Source organism: Arthrobacter sp. ZGTC131, from assembly GCF_002929275.1.
Lineage (GTDB): Bacteria > Actinomycetota > Actinomycetes > Actinomycetales > Micrococcaceae > Arthrobacter.
Window position 1 is genome coordinate 17,387 of the sequence record NZ_PJIK01000010.1, and the last position, 21,665, is coordinate 39,051.

The following is a 21,665-nucleotide window of genomic DNA, read 5'->3' on the forward strand; positions in this document are numbered from 1 at the left end:
CGCCACGGCCCGGTCATCACGTTCAGAAAGGAGCGCCGTGGCGACGACGCAACCATCGTCAGTGGACCGCCCGCCGACCATCCACGACATCGCGGCGCTCTGCGGCGTGGCGGCCTCCACCGTTTCCCGGGCCCTGTCCACGCCGGATCGGGTCAACATACGGACGCGCCTGCGGATCGAGGCGGCTGCGGCCGAGCTCCGCTACATCCCCAACAACCAGGCCAAGGCCCTGAGCTCGGGACGCACAGGCGCAGTCGGAGTGCTGGTCCCGGACATCACCAACCCCTTCTACTTCGACCTCATCCGGGGCACGCAGCTCCAGCTCAAGGCCGCTGGATACACGCAGCTGCTCGTGGACACGGAGGAATCGGACGAGGTGGAGGCCAGCACCATGGAACAGCTGCGAAAGAGTGCTGACGGAATCATCGTCGCCGCTTCCAGGCTCAGCGACGAAGCCCTGCTGGCCGCGGCGGCAAAGATGCCCATGGTCACCATGAACCGCGACGTTTCCGGAGTCCCCGCCGTCCTGATCGACACCCCGTCCGCTACTAGCCAGGGGCTCGACCACCTCATCTCGCTGGGCCACACGCGCATCGCCTACATGGCCGGGCCTGTGACGTCGCAGTCCAGCACGCGGCGCTGGACGACGCTGGCCGACGCGGCCGAGGAACGCGGCGTGGAAGTGCGCAAACTGGGACCGTTTGCGCCGAAGACGCAGTCGGGCGCCGCCGCCGCGGACGCCGCCGTGCACAGCGGAGTGACAGCCTGCATCGTGTTCAACGACCTGATCGCCATCGGCATGCTCCAGCGCCTGCGTGAACGCGGCATCCGCGTGCCGGAGGACATGAGCATCCTCGGGTGCGATGACATCTTCGGCGCGGACTTCTGCAACCCTCCGCTAACCACAATCGCCTCCCCCATCGAGCAGGCGGGACGGGTGGCCGTCTCCATGCTGCTGGCCCAACTGAATCCGCTGCAGGGCGGTCCCAGCAGGCGGCTTGCCGTCATGCCGACCCACCTCACCATCCGCGGTTCCACCGGGCCGGCGCGCGTTCCGTAGGTGAGGCGCGACGCATTCCGCCCGTCGCGGCAATGCAGTTGAGTGTTCCCGACGACGCTGACTAGGCTGGGTCACATGCGCGAACTCCAGGCCAAGATCATTGAAGAAATGGGCGTTCAGCCCCGGATCGATCCTGCAGGGGAGGTGCGCAAGCGCGTCACCTTCCTGAAGGAGTACCTCAAGGCCACCGGCACCAAGGGCTTCGTCCTGGGCATTTCCGGCGGCCTGGATTCGTCACTGGCCGGGCGGCTTGCCCAGCTCGCCGTCGAGGAGCTTGAGTCCGAAGGCGTGGACGCCAACTTCGTGGCCGTTCGCCTCCCCTATGGCGTGCAGCATGACGAGGATGACGCTCAGGCCGCCCTGGACTTCATCAAGGCCAAGACCGAATGGACGTTCAACATTTCCGCGGCCGTGGACGGGTTCGAGGACGAGTTCGAAAAGACCGTGGGCAACGGGATCTCCGACTTCCACAAGGGCAACACCAAGGCCCGGACCCGCATGATCGCCCAGTACGCCCTGGCCGGCGAGCACAACTACGTCGTCATCGGCACGGACCACGGCGCTGAATCCGTGACCGGGTTCTTCACCAAGTACGGCGACGGCGGGGCCGACATCCTGCCGCTGTTCGGACTGAACAAGCGCCAGAACAGGGCACTCCTCGCGGAGCTCGGCGCCCCGGCCCGGATCTGGGAGAAGGTCCCCACGGCAGACCTCCTCGACGGCAGGCCCGGCCGCACGGACGAAGACGAACTGGGCATCACTTACGACCAGATCGACGATTACCTCGAGGGCCGCGAGGTCCCGGACACGGTGGCCGAATCCATCGAGCAGAAGTACCTCCGCACCCGGCACAAACGGACAGTCCCGGTCAGCATTTTCGACACCTGGTGGAAGCACGAGGGTCCGGAGGAGCCCAGGGCCGGGCTCTGACCACGCTTTGAACCACGACGGCGGGGCCTCCTTGACCGGGAAGCCGCCGGCCGCCGTCGGACACTTTGCCTGAAAACCGGCCTCACGGCTGCTGCCGGTTTCACGGCTGCTGCCGGCCTAGGGCAGCAGCACGATCTTGCCGCGGCCGTGGCCGGCCCGGCTGATCTCCAGCGCCTCGGCCGCCTCGATCAGCGGCATCCGGTGGGCAATGGTGAAGGTGAGCTGGCCTTCGGCCGCGAGCGTTGCCGCCTCCACGATGCGGCCCTCCAGCTGACGGACGGCCGCCAGCCCGGCCTCGGACGACCGCTTCCCGGGGACGGTGGTCACCGCGCGGCTGCCGCCTTGAAGCAGTTCCGCCGTCGCGGCCACTGAATCGTCGCTGCCCACGGTGTCCAGCACGGCCGTGACGCTTTCGGCCCCATCTGTCAGCAGTCGCACCCTGTCGGCCAGCCCGGGGCCATACGTTACGGGTTCCGCTCCCAGCTCCCTGAGGTACTCCTGATTCGCCTCGGATGCCGTGCCGATTACCCGCGCGCCGAAAGCCTGGGCGATCTGCACCGCTGCCGAACCCACGCCTCCGGCGGCCGCATGGATAAGAACGGTGTCCTCGGCGCCGAGTTCCAGCTGCTTCAGGGCCGAGTACGCCGTCCCGCCGGCCACCGGAAGGCACGCTGCCTGCTCGAAATCGACTCCCGCCGGCAACGGTGTCAGCTGGTCAGCGGGCACCAGCGCCTCCGTCCGGTAGCCGCCGATCAAGCCGTTCCAAATGACTTCGTCGCCCACGCCGAATCCTTCGAACGCGGGCCCGACCGCGGCGACCACGCCGGCCGCCTCGCAGCCCGGCACAGCCGGCAGCTCAAGCGGAGACCATTGCTTCAGGTGGCCCGCGACGAGTCTCCAGTCGATGGGATTGACGCTCACAGCACGGAACTCCACCAGGACCTGACCCTCGCCGGGCTCCGGCAACTCCTCGGTTCCCACCTTGAGGACCTGCGAGCTGCCGTATTCCTCAAAGTAGATCCTTGTGCTCATGGCGCTGGCTCCTTCGGTGGTGTCCAGGGCTCTGGGGCAGGGCCTGACTGCAAGCCTAGGCACGGCGATGCGGGCACCACAACAGTCGGCCAGGGGGCTGGGGTCCGGCCTGCCCGCCGCCGTCAGTGCCGCCACGGCACCGTCCCGACGCCGCCGTCAGTGCCGCCCCAGGCGCTGCCGTCAGTGCCGCCGCCGGTCCCGGCCCGGTGCGCTGAGCTGGACCGTGAGCCGGTGGGCCTCCTCCAGCAGGAGCCGGCCAAGGAGCTCCTGCCGGTCTTCGCGGAATCGGGGTTCGATGCCGGTCAGGGACAGCGCCCACGCAGGCCGGCCCGCTTGGTCAAAAACCGCCGCCCCCATCCCCCAGCTTCCTTCGAGCACCAGCCCGGGGTTTACCGAATATCCGGTGCGGCGCGTCTGCCGCAGGTTGGCCCTGACCACGCTTTCCGTGTGCCGTCCGGCGAAATCCCCGGCGTGCTCGGACCAGTCCGAGAGGATCTGCTCCTGCTCGTCTTCGGGCAGGAAGGCCAGGATCGCGGTGCCTGCCGACGCCACGCCCAGCGGAAACCGGACGCCCTCATGCAGCACAAACGACCGGACCGGGAAGCTGCCCTCCTCCCGCAGCAGGCACACGGTCTCGGCGCCCCGGCGGATGGAAAAGAAGGCGCTTTCGCCGGTTTCCTCGGCGAGCCGGCGAAGGCTGGGCCGGGCGATGTCCTCCAGCGGGAACCGCGCTGAAGCCACCGCTCCCATGAGCAGGATCTCGGGCCCCAGGACCCAGTTTCCGCTGCGGGGGTCATGGTCGAGGAGGCCCTCCGAGGCCAGTGACGCCAGAAGCCGGTGGACGGTGGGGCGCGTGAGGCCGGATTCCCGCACCAGCTCGACGAGCGGACTGCCTTCCGGCTGGCGCCCCACGATGCGCAGGAGCCCGGCAATGCGGCTGACCACCTGGGCACCCTGGACTGGGGTCTGGTTCACAATTCTCCTCAGTGTCCACAATATGGATACCTGATAGGCTACCGCCCACACTGTAATAGACGGCAAATTTGGGAAGAACGTTACCGTTGACAGCACGCATCCCCGGACCCTAGGCTCCATGATCAGACGCTCCGTCCACTAAGTGGACAGACACACCCCCAAGTGATTTACGCGCACACGGCTCAACGAGGAGATGCGATGACCAAGCTGAAATCCGGCGCTGCCCAGGCGCTGAACGACGTCCTGCGGGACGGCATGACTGTCGCCGTCGGCGGCTTTGGCCTCAGCGGCATCCCCGCTGACCTGATCGAGGCCGTCCGGGACTCCGGCGTCCGCGGCCTCACGGTGGTGTCCAACAACATGGGCGTCGACGGCAAGGGCCTCGGCATCCTGATCGAGGCCGGCCAGGTAAAGAAGGTCATCGCGTCCTATGTGGGCGAGAACAAGCTGTTCGCCGAGCAGTACCTGGCCGGGCTGCTCGAGGTGGAGTTCACCCCGCAGGGCACGCTGGCCGAGCGGCTGCGTGCCGGCGGCGCCGGCATCCCGGCGTTCTACACCAAGACCGGCGTGGGCACGCTCGTCGCTGAAGGCAAGCCGCTCGCGGAGTTCGACGGCGAAACGTACGTCCAGGAGCGCGCCATCCGGGCCGACGTCGCCCTGGTCCACGCGCACACCGCCGATACCGACGGCAACCTGATCTACCGCTACACTGCACGGAACTTCAACCCGGTGGTGGCCACTGCGGGAGCCGTCACCATCGCCGAGGCCGAGGTGATCGTGGACCCCGGCTCGCTGGACCCCAACCGCATCGTGACGCCCGGCGTGTACGTCCAGCGCCTGGTCCTGGCCAGCGGCCGGGCCAAGGACATCGAGCAGCGCACGGTCCGCCAGCGTGCTGAGCTCGCCTCCGCAGCAGCTCCCGTTTAGCCGCGCCACACCAAGCGCGAACGAACACTTAAGCCCCCTAAAACCCGAGGAGAACCCCATGGCCTGGACCAGGGATGAGATGGCTGCCATCGCGGCCGAAGAACTGAACGACGGCGATTACGTCAACCTGGGCATCGGCATTCCGACGCTCGTGGCCAACAACCTTCGCGACGGCGTCCGCGTAGTGCTGCAGAGTGAAAACGGGCTGCTCGGCATGGGCCCCTTCCCGTATGAGGGCGAGGAGGATGCGGACCTCATCAACGCCGGCAAGCAGACGGTCACGGTCCTTCCCGGCGGCAGCATCTTCGATTCCGCCACGTCCTTCGGCATGATCCGCGGCGGGCATGTGAAGGTGGCCATCCTCGGCGCCATGCAGGTTTCCGGCGCCGGAGACCTCGCTAACTGGACCATTCCCGGAAAGATGGTCAAGGGCATGGGCGGTGCCATGGACCTCGTCGCCGGCACGCCCCGGGTGGTGGTCCTCACCGATCACAACGCCAAGGACGGCACGGCCAAGATCGTCAAGGAATGCACCCTCCCGCTCACCGGCCTGAGCGTGGTGGACCGGATCATCAGCGACCTCGCGGTGTTTGACCTGGAAAAAGCGGACGACGGCGTTCGGCGCCTCACGCTGACCCGCCTCGCCCCGGGCGTCACCGTCGAGGAAATCCGGGAAATGACCGAGGCGGAGTTCAGGGTTGCCCTTGAGCAGCTCCAGGAAACCGCCTAGTCCCGTCGGAATTTCCCCACCTTTGAGGGCAGCCCACGGCGTGTCCGGGTAATGCGCCCGGACACGCCGCCAAACATGGGGAAACCCGGCAGTCAGAGATGCCTGGTCAGCCCCGGGCTCGGATGAGGGCGGCGATCTCGGTAAAGCCCAGCCGTTCCGCGTTCTCCAAGGCTGTCCGGCCCTGCGGATCCCGGATGTTGGGATCGGCGCCGGCGGCGAGCAGCTGCCGGACCACTTCCTGCTGGTTCGGCCCGCCGTCGTTCAGCAGGATGGCTTCCTGCATGGCGGTCCAGCCGAGGTTGTTCACGTGATTGACCGGCACGCCGGCGGCGATGAGGATCCGGACGGTCTCCACGTGGCCGTGCTCGGAGGCGGGAATCAGGGCGGTTCCACCGAAACGGTTGGTGCTGGAAACGTCCGCACCGTTGGCCAGGGTCAGCCGCAGGACATCGTTGAACCCTTCAGCCCCCGCGTACAGGAAAGCGGAATCCTGGATGGCGTCCTTGGCGTTCACGTTCCCGCCGTCCCGGATCAGTTTCCTAACAAGGGCCGCGTCATTGGCTTTGGCGGCCAGAATCAGCTGCTGGTCCAGCCTCCTCTGGGCCTCTGGGGCCAACGCCGGGCGGGACTGCGCGGGGCTGGAAACACCGGGCGTTGGGGTGCTGGGGCCGGCGGCGCCGGGGCTGGTGGTAGCGGGGCGGGTTGTGGCCGGCGGTGCAGCAGCCGCTGCAGATGAGGACGTCGGTGCAGCGGCACTGTTGCCGGACGCACCCCCCGACTCCGGTCCGCCGGCAGACGGGGAACCGGGCTCGCACGCCGCCAGCAGCGCAGCCAGGGACACGAGCCCCAGCAGCCTAATCGCGGCGGTGGAACGCCAGCCGCCGGGGTTGCGACCTGTCCTGGGGTTGCACTCTGTCCTGGGGTTGCACTCTGTCCCGGATCTGCACCTTGCCATGGACCAGAGCCTACTTCGCGGTTCCGGCAATCGCCTCGGCGCCGGCCACTGCGCAGGCCTCGTCAAGCTTGCCGTTGGGGGCGCCGCCCACTCCGATGCCGGCCACGGAGACGCCGTTCACCTTGAGCGGGACGCCGCCGGGCAGGTAAAGCGTGCCCGGAAGATCGGCGATGCTGGGACCATTGCCGGTGATGCGCTTCGCCAGCTCACTCGTGGGCGCGCCGAAGGCGGCAGCGGTGTAGGCCTTCTGCTTAGCGGACTCGATGGTGTGCTCGGCCGCGTTGTCGCCGCGCAGGATGGCCTGCACCGTGCCGAACCGGTCCACGAGGGCAACGGTCACGAACGGCAGCTTGTCCGCCTGGCACTTGGCCAGCGCGGCGCCGACTGCCTTAGCCGATGCGCCCACGCTGATCCTGTTCTGCGACACGACGCTTTCGGGCACCGGCTGGATGTCCGTGGCCGGCACCGCGGCCGGTACGGCAGCCGGCGCGGCTAGCGGTGCCGCCGACGCCGGAGCTGGCCCGGCATTGGCGAAGGCTGTGGCGCCCGCGGTCAGCACGACCGCCCCTGCTGCTGCGGCGGCAAAAATCTTCTGGGACTTCTTCACGGTGGTTCTCCTCAACTGGGCCTGAAAGATGGGCCTGTAAAACCTGGCTTGAAACTCGGACGGCCTGAACGGCTACATGTCCATCGTGCCGTCCGCCCGAACGAGGCACATCGGGCCTTCAGGTGGACCGGCTTCGTTCTTCTGGTGGGCCGGATCAGCCAAAAGGCTGAGAGACCAGAAACGGCGCGGGCAATAGCATGGTGGTTAGCACTTCAACCACCGGAACCGGAACCAATGCCCTCCTCAGCCCCAGCCGCATCCCCGGAAACATTGCCCGCCCGGCCGCCCGCATCGCCGGGCAGTGGCCGGCTGGGCCGCATTGACGCCGCCGTCCACTTGGGATTCACGGTGCTGATAGTCGCCTCCGCCGTGCGTTATGTGATGCGGCACAGCCCGCAGGACAACCTCCTGGTCCTGGGTTTGGCGGCCGTCGCGTGCGCCCTCTACGCCGTCATCGCCGTGCTGGCCCAGCGCCGGCGCCCATGGGCAGTCTGGATGTTCGTCCTCGTAGCGGTCTGGGCAGTGCTGGTCATTTCCGCCCCGAGCTTCGCCTGGTGTTCGTTCGCGCTCTTCTTCCTCTGCCGCACGGCCTTCACGGGCGCCGTGGCGTACATTGCGGCCGGCGGGACGGCTGCCGCCACCGCCGTCGGGCTGTTCCGGCTCAGCGACGGCACCGATCTCGCCATGCTGCTGGGACCGCTCGCCGTCGGCGTGTTGCTGACGCTGATCTACGACCGCATCGAACACGACGCCGCCGAGCAGCGCCGCCTGCACGCCGAGGTGTCGCTCGCCCAGGGGCAGCTGGCGGCCAGCGAGCGCCGTGCAGGAACCATCGCCGAGCGCGAACGCGTCTCCCGCGAAATCCACGACACCGTCACGCAGGGCCTCGCCAGCAGCCTGCTCCTGCTCGAAGCGGCCAACCGAGCCTGGCCGGACCCGGCCTCCCGGCAGGACCTCCGCCAGGCCAGCGAACTGCTCCGGCGCAACCTGTCCGATACCCGCAGCCTGGTCCATGAACTGGCGTCCCCCGGGCTCGATGCCTCTCCGCTGCCGGATGCCCTGCTGCAGGCGGCCTCGCAATACGTCCCGGACGCCAGGCTGCTGGTGACCGGCGAACCCCGTCCCGTCCCCGCCGAGGTCCGCCACACGCTGCTCCGGGTGGTGCAGAGCGCCGCAGCCAACATCAAGCTCCATGCCTCAGCGGCGAACGCCACCATCACCCTGGGTTTCCTCCCGGAGGCCGTCACCCTGGATATTTACGACGACGGCGCCGGCTTCGATCCGGCGGCGGTAGCACCGCCGTCGGACGCCGGAGGTTACGGGCTCCGGGCCATGCGGCAGCGCGTGGAGCAGCTCGGCGGCGCTTTCTCCGTCGAGAGCACGCCCGGCGAGGGAACGATCGTGGCCGCCCAGCTGCCGGTCAGGGGAGAAGAATGAGTGCCATTACCGTCCTCCTAGTGGACGATCATCTCGTGGTCCGCAGCGGGCTCAAGGCCCTGCTCGGCACCCAGCCGGACATCGAAGTGGTGGCAGAGGCATCCTCCGGCGAGGAAGCACTGACCGCCGTGGAGGAGCACTCCCCCGCCGTCGTGGTGATGGACCTGGCCATGGGCACCGGCATGGACGGGATCGAGGCCATCCGAAAGCTCCGCGAGCGCAACCGCCGGCAGGCCGTCCTGGTGTTCACCACCTACGATTCCGACGCCGACATCGTCCGGGCCGTGGACGCCGGCGCCATGGGCTACCTCCTCAAGGACGCCGCGCCGGAGGAGATCTTCGCGGCCGTCCGCGGGGCCGTTCAGGGCAAGAGCGTGATGAGCGCGCCGGTGGCGTCCAGGCTGTTTCAGCAGCTGCGCAATCCGGACGAGGTGCTGACCCCGCGGGAGGCCGAGCTGCTGAGCCTGCTCACGGAGGGGCTCAGCAACCGGGAGCTCGGCCAGCGGCTGTTCATCTCCGAGGCGACGGTCAAGACCCACCTCGCCCATATCTATGCCAAGCTCGGGGTGGAAACCCGGGCCGCGGCCATTGCCACCGCCATTCGCCGCGAGGGGATGCGCTGAACCCGCGCTCCCCGGCCTGCCCTGCGCCGTCGCGACCTTCCGCCGTCGCGACCTTCCGCCGTCGCGACCCTTTTCGGCCGGCCAGCGTGGGCAACACACCGCGGGAGGTGCGTGTCGCGGCAGCTCCGCCGCGAAACAGGGTCGGGACGGTGACGAGCCGCGGGGCTAGACTCGATGCACGCCCGCCGGCGCCCCTAACCAGTCACCCGAACCAACCACCCGAACCCACGACAGGAGCGGCCATGCGCGCCACCATCATCCACGGCCCCGGAGACATCAGGGTGGAGGACCGGGACTACCCCGTGGTCCAGCTGCCCACCGACGTGGTGGTCAAGGTGACGGCGTCCTGTGTCTGCGGCTCGGACCTGTGGCCGTACCGGGGGGTGAAGCCGACGCGCCGGCCCGCCGCGATCGGCCATGAGTTCATCGGCATCGTGGAGAGCGCCGGGTCCGAAGTGACAGCGCTCAAGGAGGGCGACTTCGTGATCGCCCCCTTCGTGGTCAGCTGCGGCAAGTGCCCGCAGTGCCTGAACGGCGTCACCGTCGCCTGCGACCGGCTCGCCGGCTGGGGCGGCAAGGATGATTCAGGGTTCAGGATCGACGGCGGCCAGGGCGAGGCGGTGCGCGTTCCGCTGGCGGAATCCACCCTGGTCAAGGTTCCCGATGTGGGTGGGCCCGATGCCGCGCTCCGGAACAGCCTCCTGACCTTGTCGGACGTCATGGCCACCGGGCATCATGCCGCGCTCAGCGCCGGCGTCTCCCCTGGCCGGACTGTTGTTGTAGTCGGTGACGGCGCCGTGGGGCTCTGCGGTGTCCTGGCAGCGAAGCGGCTCGGGGCCGAGCGGATCATTGCCATGTCCCGCCACGCCGACAGGCAGGCCATCGCCCGCGAGTTCGGTGCAACGGACATCGTGGAGGAGCGCGGGAACGACGGCGTCGAGAGGGTCCGTGAACTGCTCGGCGGCGTGCTGGCCGACTCCGTGCTCGAGTGCGTGGGTACCAAGGAGTCCATGGAACAGGCCCTGCATTCCGTACGCCCCGGCGGCGCCCTGGGATTCGTGGGAGTTCCGACCGGAGGCGCTGAGATTCCGCTGCGCTACCTGTTCGACAACAACGTTACGGTTGCCGGCGGCATGGCTCCGGCCCGGACGTACATCCCGGAACTGCTGGCCGACGTCCTCGCGGGAACCATCAACCCAGGGCGGGTGTTCGACGTCGAAATGCCGCTGGAGGAGGCGCCCGAGGCCTACAAGGCGATGGACGAGCGCCGCGCCATCAAGGTGCTGCTGACGCCGTAGGCGGCGGCCGCGGGAGCACGGCGGGTTAACGCGGAAGGGTGCAGGACCGGCTGGTCCTGCACCCTCCGTGGTGGCTCGCGCCTACTGCTGCGCCGCCAGCTGATCCATCACGGCGAACGGGTTTTCCGCTCCACCGTTGGGAGCAGCCACAACCCTGCGGTCCAGAACATGAGTGCCGCCGGCGGGTATCTGCACCTGGAACTTGCTCATGACCCAGTTGCGGAAGCCATACCCGGTGAACGTTCCGCTCTCCGGCGTGTAGATCAGCCCGTAGGTCTGCTGGTCGCTGCCCGTTCCGGTTTGGCCTACCCACCGGCCCGACGGCGTGTAGCTCGCCGCGGTGCCGGTGTTGATCACCGGGTGTCCGGCCACGCCGCTGCGCTGTCCGGTTCCGTCATGGTCCATGGCGTCGCCGACCCAGAGCTCCAGCGCCGCGGACGTGGTGTTCCGGAATTCGGACTTGGCGGTGATCCATTGGTCATCGGCGTTCGCCGAGTACGTGGTGACGACCTCAAGGCCCGGGTGCTCGGCCGAAGTCCCGGTGGCCCGGACTACAGCCCGGTCACCGGTGTTCTCGACAATTTCGACTGACTCGGTTCGCACCTGGTTCTGCGCCCAGGCGTTGCCGCCGGAGGGCTCAGCTGTGGCGACATAGGGCAGGTTGATCCAGTCCAGCATGTCCGGCTGCCCGGTGATTGCCATGTCCAGGGGTTTGCCCGCCGTCGACTGGTCCAGTTGCGGATCGTTGAAGACCTTGGAGATGGCCAGCGCCAGCTTCCGGTTCTCGATGACGATGTCCTGGACTCCGGCCTCGGCCAAGGCACCGGTGAGCACCTTGCCCGTGCTGGCATCGACATTTACCGGACCGAGCGCGAGATCAACCACCGGTGACTGGCCGGCCGCGACCACGACCTGCTTGGACGCAGCGGCGAAGCCGAGCTTGGCTGCCTGAACGGTGTACGCGCCGGGACCGTTCTCCAGGCCGAGGCGGTAGGTGCCGTCCGCGGCAGTGGTGGTGGTGCCAGCCAATGCGCCGTCACGCATCACTTGGACGCCGATTCCGCCTGCGGGCTGGCCGCTGGCGGTGTTGGTGACCGTACCGGAGACTGAGGCCCAGCGCTGGGCTGCCTGGCCGCCCGGCGTGTAGGCGTAGAGGTTTCCGTCCAGGGCTCCTGCCACGACGGTGTTGCCGCTGACGGCAGGTCCTCCGGCGACCCAGGTGCCAATGTTGTGCTGCCACAGCGGCTGCCCGGTTCCGGCGTCCAGGGCGTAGAAGTTGCCGTTGTTGGAACCGACGAACAGGGAGTCGCCGCTCAGTGCCGGCGACGCGTGCACGCCTCCGCGGTACTGCTTGCCCGGCAGCAGCCGGTCCCAGAGCACGGCGCCGCTGCTGGCGTCCAGGGCTGTCACCGCGCCGGACGGGAAGCCCATGTAGATGGTGTTTCCCGCAACCGTGGGCGCGGCGGGGGTGGCGTTGCCGTTCACCAGGGAGGGGTGCGGGCTCCTGTACGTCCACAGGGTCTGGCCCGTGGCGCCGTCCCGGGCGATGATGCCGTTGCCGGATCCGATATAGACGCGGCCGTTGCCGGCCGCCGGGATGCCGTCCTGCCAGCCGCCCAGGGTGGCTGCACCGGTCCACAAGGCCTTGCCGGTGGCGAGGTCGTAGGCCATGACACGGTCCGCAGTCTGGTTGCCTACGTAGACGCGGCCGTCCGCTACGGCGGGGGTGCCGTCACTCATGGTGCTGCCGCTCATCGGGGAGGCCCAGACACGGTTGCCGGTCTTCAGGTCGAGGGCGATCAGCAGTCCCTGGCTGGCTTCGCCGTGGCGGGTCTGGTACGGGTAGAGAACCTTTCCGTCGGCAACCGTCACACCGTAGTACCCGTAGGTGCGCTGGTTGTAGCCCTGCGGAGCAGGCTCGGGATCGTGCTTCCACTTCAGCGCGCCCGTAGTGCTGTCGACGGCGAACAGGGTGCCTCGAAGGGTGGGGACGAATACCAAGCCGTCCGAGACGGCAATGCTGCCGTGGACAGAGGACGGCACCTTGTAGGTCCAAAGCTGTTTGCCGGTGGCCTGGTCCACCGCGTGCACCGCGCTGTTGCCGTCGCCGTTTTCATCACGCGTGCCGGCATAGACGACGCCGTCAACGATGACCGGGGAGCCGGTCAGGAACGTCCCTTCCGTGCGGTAGGACCACGCGAGTCGCTGGCCGGCCTGGATCTTGTCGGATGCAACTCCCGAGTGCGCGGCGTTCCCATGGTGCTGGGACCAGTCCGCACCCTTGGTCGGAATGATCGCCTTTTCTGTGGTGAAGGTGAATGTGGATGACTTGTTCCAGGACGCCCCGGAGGCGTCGGTGGCCTGGACCTCGACCGTGTGCTTCCCCGGCGTGCGTTGGTCCGCCTGCAGGACGGAGTGCCACGTGAACTCGCCGGTGGCCTTCAACGGCCGCCAGTTGCCGCCGTCGACCCTGAACTGGGCCTTTACGGGCGCGTCCGTGGTGTCATAGGCGTTGGCCTGAATGCCGGGGAATCCGTCCAGCGGCACGCTGCTGCCGTCCGCCGGGCTGGTGATGGTGAGGTCCTTTTCCGCACCGTACATCCGGAACGGATTCTCGAAGGCTTCGTCGGTCATGGACACGTACCGGAAGCCGCGAGGGGAGTTGTCGATCGAATACGAGCTCGACGTGGTCTGGACGTGCTTGGCCGTGCCCGCGAAAGCGCTGTCCGGCTCGACATCGTTGGAGTGCTCATGACCCACCAGGATCAGCTGCGCTTTGTACTGCTCCAGGAGCTGGCCGTACTGGTCATAGATGTTCTGCGAGCCGAAGGGAACGTTCATGGGCTGGTGTGTCAGGACCACCAGCTTCTTGTCTCCAAGGTTCTTCGCCAGGTCCTCTTTTGCCCACGCCAGCTGTTCGTCGAACGGGGCGCTGCCGTTGTTCTCCAGGACGATGAAGTGGCGGTCCCCGTAGTCGAAGGAGTACCACTCCGGGCCAACGTGGTTGCGGTAGTTGTTGATCCTGTTGGCGTAGCCGGTGCCGGACGCATACTCGTGGTTGCCCACCGCCGGCCACACCGGAACCTTGGAAAGTGCCGTCGCTGCCTTGTAGTTGTTGAATTCAGCATCGGTGGCGTTGTTGGTCAGGTCGCCGCTCACTTGGATGAAGCCCAGATCCTGCCCGGTGGCGTTGATTTCCTGGATCTGCTCCGACAGTTGCGCATTGACGTGCGGATCGGCGATGTTGCCGAAGGTGAAGTTGCTGCCTGCTGCTTTGGTGTCCTTGGTCAGCCCGAAGTCGGCTGTCTTCTTCTCATCCGCGGTCAGAGATCCAAGACTGCGGTAGAAGCGGGGCACCATGAATTCGTCGGTGCCCACGGAGTATCCGGCGGGCTGAGTCACGAAGACGATATCCGTCTTGCGCCGCTCAACCGGTGTTTCCAGGCGGTAGCGGCCGTTGGCGTCGGTCACGGCGAGTGTGGCGCCGTCGGAAACCGAGACACCCGCGAGGACGGGCTCGCCGGAATCGAGGGCGTCATTGCCGTTGCGGTCTTCGAAGACCGTGCCGGAAATGGCGGCGGACGGTGGGTCGATTGCCTCACCCACCGCGGAGCTTACAGGGGCCGCGATGACGAGGCCGCCAAGGGCGATTGTGCTGGCATAGAGGGCCAGGCGTAACCGGTTGCGTCCGGCGCCGGGTAGGGGAACCGGTTCCGGGGATTCGGATTTCATGCGAGGAAGAACCTTTCAATGAACCAGAGGAGACCAAAAGCTGCGACCGCAATGGTCGCCCCACGCAGCACCGGCACCGACCAGCGGGTCCGGCGTACGAGCAGGATCAAGGGGAAGGCGACGAGCAGCAGGAGCGCCTGCCCGGCCTCGATTCCGACGTTGAAGCTGAGCAGCGATGCCACCAGGTTCCAGCTGACGTCGTCGGTGACGCGCAGCGACCCCGCAAACCCGAGTCCGTGCAGCAGGCCGAAGACAAAGACCACAGGAAGGCGGCGGCGTGTGGGTCCAAGCAGGTTTTCGAGGGCGACAAAGGCAATGGATAACGCGATCAGCGGCTCCACGATGATGGCGGGGACGCTGACCCAGCCCAGGAGAGCGCCAATGAGGGTCACGCTGTGCGCCAAGGTGAACATGGACACCACGGACAGCAGGTTGCGCAGGTTGGCGGCGCCGAGGACCAGCGCCACAACGAAGAGCACGTGGTCCAGCCCGGACAGAATGTGTTCCACGCCCATGGCTCCGAATCGCGCGGTTGAGGCGGCGAAGGAGCCCTGTCCCACTGTGAATTCCGTGTTGCTGCTGTCCAGGACCGTCTGCCCGGTCTGACCGCCAAGCCGGTAGCTGACGATGTTGGAATGGTCATCTGCTGCCGCGTCCTCGGCGGTGAAGACCCGGTACTTGATGACGTATGAGCCGGAATCGCCAGGGCAGCTGTACGTCAGGTCCAAGCGGGCGAACGGAACGCCGTCGCGGGCCACGGCGGCAGTGTCCGCCAGGGCAGGCTCGCATGCCGCGCCGTCCACGAAGACCGACACCCGCTCCGCCAGATAGGCCTCAATGTTGTCCTTGCCCGAGTCCAGCATGCCGGCCCGCGCGCTGTCGTCCGGGGCAGCCAGGGCCTCGGGGCCCAGATCGACGGCGCGGGCCAGCATTTCGTACTCGAGGCTGAGCGAATAGGACACTGTCCCGCCGTCGGCTTTGATGTCCGAATACCCGGTGGAGTCGCGGACGTGGGCGGAAGCCGGCAGGACACCGCAGCCCAGCAGGAAAGACATCAGGAGGAGGACTCCGGCGCCGGGGCGCAGCAGTGACCGCAGGGAGAACATGGGGAAGCTCTATTCGTGCGCAGGAACGGGCGTTCCCCAGTGCACACGAGGCCGCCGACCGGGCGGTGAATGAACAGTTAACTGCAGCCTGCCGGCAAACGGCCATGCGGCGTGGCGAGCCTTGGCAGCCATCCGTCCCCACCGGGATCTTGCGTGTGCCACGGCACCGGGTCTACGGTGATCCGCATCAGCTTCCACCGCCGCCGTCGAGGAGCCGTCATGGCCGGGTTTGTGCAGATCATCGAATTCCAGACTTCCCGCATCGAGGAGATCGAGCAGCTGGGCCGGCCGTCAAGAACCGAGGGAGCCACTGCCCCGACGTTCCGCCGCATTATCGCCACAGCGGACCGCGACCGGCCCGGAAAGTACTTCACCATCGTGGAATTCGACTCCTATGAATCAGCGATGGAGAACTCCAACCGGCCGGAAACGTCGGATTTTGCCGCCAAGATGGCCGCCCTGTGTGACGGTCCCCCGATATTCCGCAATCTCGACGTGATGTGGGAGGACACCGGTCAGGGGCCGGACCCCGCCGCGTAGCCCGGAAACGAGGCGAGCTAAGCTGACCCGAAGCGAGGCGCAGGACATGGGCCCTCCGGAGAGCGGAACGGCTGACCTCGTGCTGGAACTCGGCCGGTTGGGTTCGGCGCCGCTGCCGCTCGTGGGCGGAAAAGCCCTGAATCTTGGCAGGCTCGCCACTGCCGGCTTCCCGGTGCCGGCGGGGTTCTGTCTGACCACGGCCGCCTACAGGATGGCGGTTCCACCCGAGTTGGGCGAGCTGGCTGCCCGGCTGGACGGCTTGGCCGCCACGTTCGACGGCCTGGCGGCCGGAGCAGGGCGCATCGGTGAGGCGCCGGCCAGCGAGAGTGGATCCGGCAACGAGCCCCCGCGGGAGAGTGCCCAGCGGGAAATTGCACAGCACGAAACCGCACAGCGCGAGATCGCGAGTCGCGCACGGGAGCTCGTGGGAACGGCGCCGGTCCCGCCCCAGGTGGAGGCTGCCATCCGCAGGGCCTACGCCGCCATGGGCAACGCGCCCGTTCCCGCCGCGAGCACCCGCTCGATTGACGGGCCGCCCGACGGCGGTATGTCACCTGATATCGGAACGTCGCCCGCCGTCGCGGTTCGATCCTCCGCCACGGCCGAGGATCTGCCCTTCGCCAGCTTCGCCGGACAACAGGATTCCTTCCTCGATGTCGTCGGGGCCGACGCCGTGATTGAGGCAGTCCGGCGCTGCTGGGCCTCCCTCTGGACGGACCGGGCAGTTGCATACCGCTCGGCCAACGGAATCCGCCATAGCGACGTCGGGCTCGCCGTCGTCGTCCAGCACGTTGTAGGCGCTGCCACCGCCGGCGTGCTGTTCACCGCAAACCCTGTCACCGGCACACGTGGCGAGACGGTCATCGATGCGAGCGCCGGGCCCGGGGCGGCCGTGGTTTCAGGGGCCGTCACGCCGGACCATTTCGTGGTGGAGACGGCCACGGGAAGGATCCGGGAATCCAGCCCGGGACGAGGCGGTTCCGGAACCGGCGATCCCAGACCAGGCGACGTAAGAACAAGCGGAGGCGGAACAGGCGCAGGCGCAGACAGCCTTGTCCTTTCCGGTGCCCAGCTCCGCGAACTGACATCGTTGGGAGCGGCCGCCCAAGAGCACTTCGGGGAACCGCAGGACGTGGAATGGGTCATCGACGCGGGCGGCAAAATCTGGCTGACCCAGTCACGGCCAATCACCACGCTGTACCCCCTGCCTGATCCATCGTCCGCCAGGCCTTTCGGGTTGGAATCGTCGCCGGCTGCTGAAACCCGCGTGTATCTGTGCGGCACCCTGCTGCAGGGGCTGACGCGTCCCCTCACGCCGATGGGTCTCTCAGCCATGGAAAGCCTGGGGAACCGCAGGTCACCTTACGCCTATGTCAACCCCGGGCTGCGCATGTACGCGGACCTGACACCTGCGCTTCGCACAGAGTCCGGCCGCCGGATGCTGTTGAAGTGGCTCCCCCTGGCGGACGGGAGATTGGCTTCTGTTTTGCCTGCGCTCTTCGAGGACCCGAGGTTCGGCCGCACGAAGGAGCAGTCCCGGCGGTCCGAACTTCGGGCATCGGACGGGCGCCGCAGGGACGGCACGGCAGGCCTCGCCACGATGGTTTGGCTTGTCCCCTCGTTGATCAGAGCCGCCGTCCGGCCGAAGGCCGAGCTACGCAGGGCTCTGCGCTTCGGAAAGCGGCTGGAGGCAGACCTGGGCCTGACCGAACCAGCCACCCTGTTCGGGCGGCTGGACCACGCCCAGAACGTCCCGGGCCGCACGGTGGACGGCCTGATCCGGGCAACGCTGCCGGCACCGGCCGCCGGATACGCCATGCTGGGACTGGCCCGCTGGCTTCTCCGGGGAGTGGCCGAACCCCGGGAGCTGGAGGCCGTCCTGCGCGGACTCCCCCACAACGTGACCACCGAAATGGACCTTGACCTGTGGAGCCTGGCAGTTTCCGTCCGCGACGACGGCGCCTCGCGGGAGGCATTCCTGGGCAGGCGTCCCGACGAGCTGGCTGTCAGCTATGCCGCCGGGGCGCTGCCGCCGGTGGCCCAGGCCGGCGTGCGCCGCTTCCTGGAACGGTACGGCCACCGAGCCGTGGCTGAGATCGACCTCGGCATGCCGCGGTGGTCCGAGAAGCCGGGCCACATTCTGGGGATGATTTCCAACTACCTGCGGGTGGAGGATCCCGAGCAGGCCCCGGACCGGCAGTTCGACCGGGCCGCTGACCATGCGGAGGACAAGATCCGCAGCCTCGTGGCACGGGCCGGGGCCGTGAGCCCGTTGCGCGGACGCCTCCTGGCTGTTTGCCTGCACCGGACGCGGCAGCTGGCGGGCCTGCGCGAACTTCCCAAATTCTATGTGGTGACCGTCCTTGCCGAAGTGCACAAGCAACTCGCGGTCGTCGGCGCCGAGCTGGCCAGGGCTGGCACCCTTGGGGCGGCAGACGACGTCTTTTTCCTGACCTTCGACGAGGTCCGGGTGGGCCTGCGTGGCGGCGAGCTGAAGGGAATCGTTGCCGAGCGCCGTCGGATCTACGATGCGGAACTTCGGCGGAAGCGCATACCGCGGCTCCTGCTCTCCGACGGCACGGACGTCGAGGCCGCGGTCGCCAGTGCGGCTGCGGCCTCCGGCGCCCTCATTGGCACGCCGGCGTCGGCCGGCACTGCCGCGGGCCGGGTCAGGGTGATCCTTGATCCGGTGGGTGCGCACCTCGAACCGGGGGAAATCTTGGTGGCGCCCTCAACGGATCCCGGCTGGACGCCGCTTTTCCTGACGGCCGGCGCCCTGGTGATGGAGATGGGCGGGGTCATCTCGCACGGCGCCGTGGTGGCCCGTGAATACGGCATCCCCGCCGTCGTCGGCGTGCCGGACGCCACCACCCGGCTGCGCACCGGCCAGACCGTCGTCGTGGACGGAGCTGCCGGAACCGTCACTGCCGTTGAGACCGCAACCGACGGCGGGGCCGTGACCGGCGTCGGGACCGATACGCAGTCCGGTCCTTAGAAGTGCGTTTTGGCAGGGCCGGGCGTCCTCCGGCAGGATCGCGGAATCCGCCATTTCGGGTCCGGATGTCTTCAAATCCGCCCCGGCCGAAGTCCAGCAAAGCGACTGCCGCCGGAGCTTTGTGGAGAAAATCCGCCGTTACAGGAGGGACAGTTGATGACGTCAGCTATTGCACGCCCAGCGAACGCCCCCTAGGTTTGAGACAGCGGAAAACATCTCCGCATCTGCCTGCCGTCGGAGCAGGACCAGAAAAGGGTTACAAAGGAAGTAGTAGTAATGGCAACAGGCACAGTTAAATGGTTCAACGCCGAAAAGGGTTTTGGCTTCATCGCTCCGGATGACGGATCAGCAGATGTTTTCGCCCACTACTCGGCAATTGCCAGCAGCGGCTACCGCTCCCTGGACGAAAACCAGAAAGTCGAATTCGATGTGACCCAGGGTCCCAAGGGCCCGCAGGCAGAGAACATTCGCCCGCTGTAACGGCTTAAGAACTCCCCTGTCCGTGCTGAGCGCGAACAGGGGAGTTCTTTGCCCTCCTCGGCCTTGGCCGGCCGATCCGGCGCATTTCTGCACCTGTTTCAGCGTCGCCAAGCCCTCGGAGGCCCGCTAATCGAGGGCTGCGCACCCAGATTGCGGGACAAAGTGGGGCAGAACTGCTGCATTTTCCGGCGCCTGCCGGTAGCTATGGCCGACCCGTGCCCAAGCTACCTCGGTATAGTGCCCGCTATGGATGACAAAGCGATTCTGCACCGCTATTTGAAGACGCGCCGGGCCCAGCTCCTCGCGAAGCTCGACGGGCTGGACGAGTACGCCGTCCGCCGCCCCATGACGCCAACTGGCACCAATCTCCTTGGCCTCGTGAAGCACGTCGCCAGCGTGGAGCTTGGCTACTTGGGTGAGGTCTTCGGACGCCCGAGCGACCGGGACCTGCCATGGCTCGACGACAACGCCGAGCCGGATGCGGATATGTGGGCGACGCCCGCAGAGACCCGGGCCGACATCATCGCCCTGCACCGTTTCTCGGCGGAGCACAGCGATGCCACCATCGAGGCCCTTGCGCTCGACGCTCCGGGCGTGGTCCCGTGGTGGCCCGAGGAACGCAAGCACGTCACCCTGCAGCAGATCCTGGTGCACATGTGCGCCGAGACGGCCCAGCACCTCGGGCACGCCGACATCCTCCGCGAACTCATCGACGGCGCCGCAGGGCAGGGCCCCAACGACCCCAACCTCCCGGCGCGGAACGACGCCGAGAAGACCGCACATTTTGCCCGGCTTGAAGCCGCGGCCCACGAAGCCGGTGCCCGCTAAGCCGAAACCACGGCCTTTCTGCACCGCTTTGCCGCCACAACCCCGCGGCCAGCCCCTGCCAGACCGCGGAATTTCAGTCCCCAAGCACCAGTCTCCGCCGGAGAGTGGTGCAAATTTGCGCGGAACGCACGCCGAACGTGCCGCACCCCCGCGCGCACGGCCCTACACGAAGGCCGATTTCCCCGTCATGGCCCGGGCGACGATCAGCGAGTTGATCTCGTAGCTGCCCTCGTAGGTGTACAGGATCTCGGCGTCACCGAACAGTTTGCCCATCTCGAAGTCACTGCTGATGCCGTTGCCGCCCAACAGGGAACGTCCCATGGCCACCGAGGCGCGTGCCAGCCTGGTGGTGGTGGCCTTGGCCATGGCAGCCTGTGCCATTTCCAGCTTGCCGTCCTCCTGGATCCGGGCCAGCTGAACCATCAGCGCCAGCGACGCGGACGCGTTGCCCAGGATCTCGGCCAGCTGCTGCTGGATGAGCTGGAAGCGGGCCAGTTCCCTGCCGAATTGCTTGCGCTGCAGTGAGTAGGAACGGGCGACGTCGAACGCGGCCAGCTGGATTCCGGCACCTTGCCAGCCCACCCAGGCACGCGAGTCGCGCAGGAGCTCGTTGGCCTTGGAGAAATCGGTGGCGCCGGGGAGCAGGTTTGCCTCCGGGATCCGGACGTCGTCGAGCACGATGTCCGCGTTCTGCATGATCCGCAGCCCGATCTTGTTGGCGATCTTCGTGGCGGCGTAACCGGGCCGGTCCGTTTCCACGATGAAGCCCTTGATCTGATGATCGGCCACGTCCCGGGCCCACACCAGGGCAAAGTCCGCAATGGTGCCGGCGCCGATCCACCGCTTGGCCCCGCTGATCACCCATTCGCCGTTCTCGAGCCGGGCAGTGGTCGCCAGGCCGCCGGCGATGTCCGAGCCGTGGTCCGGCTCGGTGAGCGCAAAGGCCCCCAGCTGCGTGAAAGCGGTGAGGCCGGGAAGCCAGCGCCGCTTTTGGTCCTCGGAGCCAAGCTCGTTGATCATGCCCACGATGAGCTCGTTGTGGATGCCCACCAGTGCTGACAGCGACACGTCGGCGCGGGCCACTTCCACGTACATGAGGCCCTTGAACAGCTTGGATGTGCCGTCCGTCTGCAGCCCGCCGAGCCCGCGCTTTCCCATCTCCGCCAGGAGCCCGAACGGGAACTCCTCGCGGTTCCAGTAGTCGATGGACTGGGCGCGTACCCGGGACTGCAGGAATTCCCTGGTGTCGAGGTAGCGCCGCCGCTCATCGGCAGACAGCAGGTCCGCGATGTACATCAGGTCCGCGTCCGGAAAAGGCGGCGCGGGGTTCTCCTGCTCCGGGCCTGCACCGGCGGCAGCACTCACCGCCTCCATTCCTGCTGGTTGTCCGCTGTCACGTCTTTGTGGCTG

The 21,665-nt window shown here is 67.5% G+C and carries 18 protein-coding genes; 11 read left to right on the plus strand and 7 right to left on the minus strand.

The annotated features are described in order from the left end of the window. Positions 1-37: 37 nt before the first annotated feature. Both CXQ90_RS13310 and nadE read left to right on the plus strand, forming a co-directional pair. Positions 38-1,060 (plus strand): LacI family DNA-binding transcriptional regulator, encoded by a 1,023-nt coding sequence (locus CXQ90_RS13310; RefSeq protein ID WP_258064528.1) that lies wholly within the window; start codon positions 38-40, stop codon positions 1,058-1,060. A 75-nt stretch (positions 1,061-1,135) separates the two neighbouring features. Then, positions 1,136-1,990, plus strand: coding sequence for an ammonia-dependent NAD(+) synthetase (gene nadE, locus CXQ90_RS13315; RefSeq protein ID WP_104139779.1), 855 nt, complete (start codon positions 1,136-1,138; stop codon positions 1,988-1,990). A 117-nt stretch (positions 1,991-2,107) separates the two neighbouring features. On the opposite strand, the gene CXQ90_RS13320 is transcribed toward nadE, so the two are convergent. After that, complete coding sequence (locus tag CXQ90_RS13320; protein ID WP_104139781.1) at positions 2,108-3,022, minus strand: NADP-dependent oxidoreductase; 915 nt, start codon at positions 3,020-3,022, stop codon at positions 2,108-2,110. A 180-nt stretch (positions 3,023-3,202) separates the two neighbouring features. Next, on the minus strand, positions 3,203-3,997 hold the full coding sequence (locus CXQ90_RS13325; protein ID WP_181038559.1) for an IclR family transcriptional regulator: 795 nt from the start codon (positions 3,995-3,997) through the stop codon (positions 3,203-3,205). 198 nt (positions 3,998-4,195) lie between these two features. Between CXQ90_RS13325 and CXQ90_RS13330 the strand changes: the two genes are divergently transcribed. Together CXQ90_RS13330 and CXQ90_RS13335 are read left to right on the plus strand one after the other, a co-directional pair. Beyond that, positions 4,196-4,924: a CoA transferase subunit A gene (locus CXQ90_RS13330; protein WP_104139784.1), complete on the plus strand. Its 729-nt coding sequence runs from the start codon at positions 4,196-4,198 to the stop codon at positions 4,922-4,924. 58 nt (positions 4,925-4,982) lie between these two features. Continuing rightward, entirely contained in the window at positions 4,983-5,654 is a 672-nt protein-coding gene (locus tag CXQ90_RS13335) for a CoA transferase subunit B (protein WP_104139785.1), read from the plus strand. A gap of 106 nt (positions 5,655-5,760) precedes the next feature. Here the strand turns inward: CXQ90_RS13335 and CXQ90_RS13340 are convergent, their stop codons facing one another. Continuing rightward, positions 5,761-6,495 (minus strand): ankyrin repeat domain-containing protein, encoded by a 735-nt coding sequence (locus CXQ90_RS13340; RefSeq protein WP_258064529.1) that lies wholly within the window; start codon positions 6,493-6,495, stop codon positions 5,761-5,763. A 124-nt stretch (positions 6,496-6,619) separates the two neighbouring features. Next, positions 6,620-7,216, minus strand: a complete 597-nt coding sequence (locus tag CXQ90_RS13345) for a heme-binding protein (protein WP_104139787.1) — start codon at positions 7,214-7,216, stop codon at positions 6,620-6,622. A 234-nt stretch (positions 7,217-7,450) separates the two neighbouring features. Here CXQ90_RS13345 and CXQ90_RS13350 point away from each other — a divergent pair, with 234 nt between their 5' ends. The 3 genes from CXQ90_RS13350 (at position 7,451) to CXQ90_RS13360 (ending at position 10,574) form a co-directional block, all read left to right on the plus strand. Next, the gene (locus tag CXQ90_RS13350) at positions 7,451-8,653 is read left to right on the plus strand and encodes a sensor histidine kinase (RefSeq protein ID WP_258064530.1); all 1,203 of its coding nucleotides are present in this window, start codon (positions 7,451-7,453) and stop codon (positions 8,651-8,653) included. Next, a complete protein-coding gene (locus tag CXQ90_RS13355) occupies positions 8,650-9,276 on the plus strand; it encodes a response regulator transcription factor (protein WP_104139790.1) in 627 nt (208 codons plus the stop codon). The genes CXQ90_RS13350 and CXQ90_RS13355 overlap by 4 nt, the downstream gene beginning before the upstream one ends. 242 nt (positions 9,277-9,518) lie before the next feature. Beyond that, a complete protein-coding gene (locus CXQ90_RS13360; protein ID WP_104139791.1) occupies positions 9,519-10,574 on the plus strand; it encodes a zinc-dependent alcohol dehydrogenase family protein in 1,056 nt (351 codons plus the stop codon). 81 nt (positions 10,575-10,655) lie between these two features. Here the strand turns inward: CXQ90_RS13360 and CXQ90_RS13365 are convergent, their stop codons facing one another. Further along, the gene (locus tag CXQ90_RS13365) at positions 10,656-14,306 is read right to left on the minus strand and encodes a PQQ-binding-like beta-propeller repeat protein (RefSeq protein ID WP_104139793.1); all 3,651 of its coding nucleotides are present in this window, start codon (positions 14,304-14,306) and stop codon (positions 10,656-10,658) included. Continuing rightward, the gene (locus CXQ90_RS13370; protein ID WP_104139794.1) at positions 14,303-15,412 is read right to left on the minus strand and encodes a HupE/UreJ family protein; all 1,110 of its coding nucleotides are present in this window, start codon (positions 15,410-15,412) and stop codon (positions 14,303-14,305) included. Before CXQ90_RS13370 ends, CXQ90_RS13365 begins: the two co-directional genes overlap by 4 nt. A 219-nt stretch (positions 15,413-15,631) precedes the next feature. Here CXQ90_RS13370 and CXQ90_RS13375 point away from each other — a divergent pair, with 219 nt between their 5' ends. The 4 genes from CXQ90_RS13375 (at position 15,632) to CXQ90_RS13390 (ending at position 20,255) form a co-directional block, all read left to right on the plus strand. Continuing rightward, positions 15,632-15,952, plus strand: a complete 321-nt coding sequence (locus CXQ90_RS13375; protein WP_104139796.1) for a hypothetical protein — start codon at positions 15,632-15,634, stop codon at positions 15,950-15,952. Between the two features lie 46 nt (positions 15,953-15,998). Next, a complete protein-coding gene (locus tag CXQ90_RS13380; protein ID WP_104139797.1) occupies positions 15,999-18,947 on the plus strand; it encodes a PEP/pyruvate-binding domain-containing protein in 2,949 nt (982 codons plus the stop codon). A gap of 276 nt (positions 18,948-19,223) precedes the next feature. Continuing rightward, positions 19,224-19,427, plus strand: coding sequence for a cold-shock protein (locus CXQ90_RS13385; RefSeq protein ID WP_013599688.1), 204 nt, complete (start codon positions 19,224-19,226; stop codon positions 19,425-19,427). 246 nt (positions 19,428-19,673) lie between these two features. Next, a complete protein-coding gene (locus CXQ90_RS13390) occupies positions 19,674-20,255 on the plus strand; it encodes a DinB family protein (RefSeq protein WP_104139799.1) in 582 nt (193 codons plus the stop codon). A 162-nt stretch (positions 20,256-20,417) separates the two neighbouring features. On the opposite strand, the gene CXQ90_RS13395 is transcribed toward CXQ90_RS13390, so the two are convergent. Continuing rightward, positions 20,418-21,629 carry an acyl-CoA dehydrogenase family protein gene (locus tag CXQ90_RS13395; protein WP_104139800.1) on the minus strand — a complete coding sequence of 404 codons (1,212 nt, stop codon included), beginning with the start codon at positions 21,627-21,629 and terminating at the stop codon, positions 20,418-20,420. Between the last annotated feature and the right edge of the window lie 36 nt (positions 21,630-21,665).

What these genes read in the sequence shown, in the direction of transcription:
- CXQ90_RS13390 (WP_104139799.1), top strand. Translation starts at nt 19,674, where the DNA reads ATGGATGACAAAGCGATTCTGCACCGCTATTTGAAGACGCGCCGGGCC.
- CXQ90_RS13335 (WP_104139785.1), top strand. Translation starts at nt 4,983, where the DNA reads ATGGCCTGGACCAGGGATGAGATGGCTGCCATCGCGGCCGAAGAACTG.
- CXQ90_RS13355 (WP_104139790.1), top strand. Translation starts at nt 8,650, where the DNA reads ATGAGTGCCATTACCGTCCTCCTAGTGGACGATCATCTCGTGGTCCGC.
- nadE (WP_104139779.1), top strand. Translation starts at nt 1,136, where the DNA reads ATGCGCGAACTCCAGGCCAAGATCATTGAAGAAATGGGCGTTCAGCCC.
- CXQ90_RS13385 (WP_013599688.1), top strand. Translation starts at nt 19,224, where the DNA reads ATGGCAACAGGCACAGTTAAATGGTTCAACGCCGAAAAGGGTTTTGGC.
- CXQ90_RS13320 (WP_104139781.1), bottom strand. Translation starts at nt 3,022, where the DNA reads ATGAGCACAAGGATCTACTTTGAGGAATACGGCAGCTCGCAGGTCCTC.
- CXQ90_RS13380 (WP_104139797.1), top strand. Translation starts at nt 15,999, where the DNA reads ATGGGCCCTCCGGAGAGCGGAACGGCTGACCTCGTGCTGGAACTCGGC.
- CXQ90_RS13395 (WP_104139800.1), bottom strand. Translation starts at nt 21,629, where the DNA reads ATGGAGGCGGTGAGTGCTGCCGCCGGTGCAGGCCCGGAGCAGGAGAAC.
- CXQ90_RS13350 (WP_258064530.1), top strand. Translation starts at nt 7,451, where the DNA reads ATGCCCTCCTCAGCCCCAGCCGCATCCCCGGAAACATTGCCCGCCCGG.
- CXQ90_RS13370 (WP_104139794.1), bottom strand. Translation starts at nt 15,412, where the DNA reads ATGTTCTCCCTGCGGTCACTGCTGCGCCCCGGCGCCGGAGTCCTCCTC.
- CXQ90_RS13375 (WP_104139796.1), top strand. Translation starts at nt 15,632, where the DNA reads ATGGCCGGGTTTGTGCAGATCATCGAATTCCAGACTTCCCGCATCGAG.
- CXQ90_RS13330 (WP_104139784.1), top strand. Translation starts at nt 4,196, where the DNA reads ATGACCAAGCTGAAATCCGGCGCTGCCCAGGCGCTGAACGACGTCCTG.
- CXQ90_RS13365 (WP_104139793.1), bottom strand. Translation starts at nt 14,306, where the DNA reads ATGAAATCCGAATCCCCGGAACCGGTTCCCCTACCCGGCGCCGGACGC.
- CXQ90_RS13360 (WP_104139791.1), top strand. Translation starts at nt 9,519, where the DNA reads ATGCGCGCCACCATCATCCACGGCCCCGGAGACATCAGGGTGGAGGAC.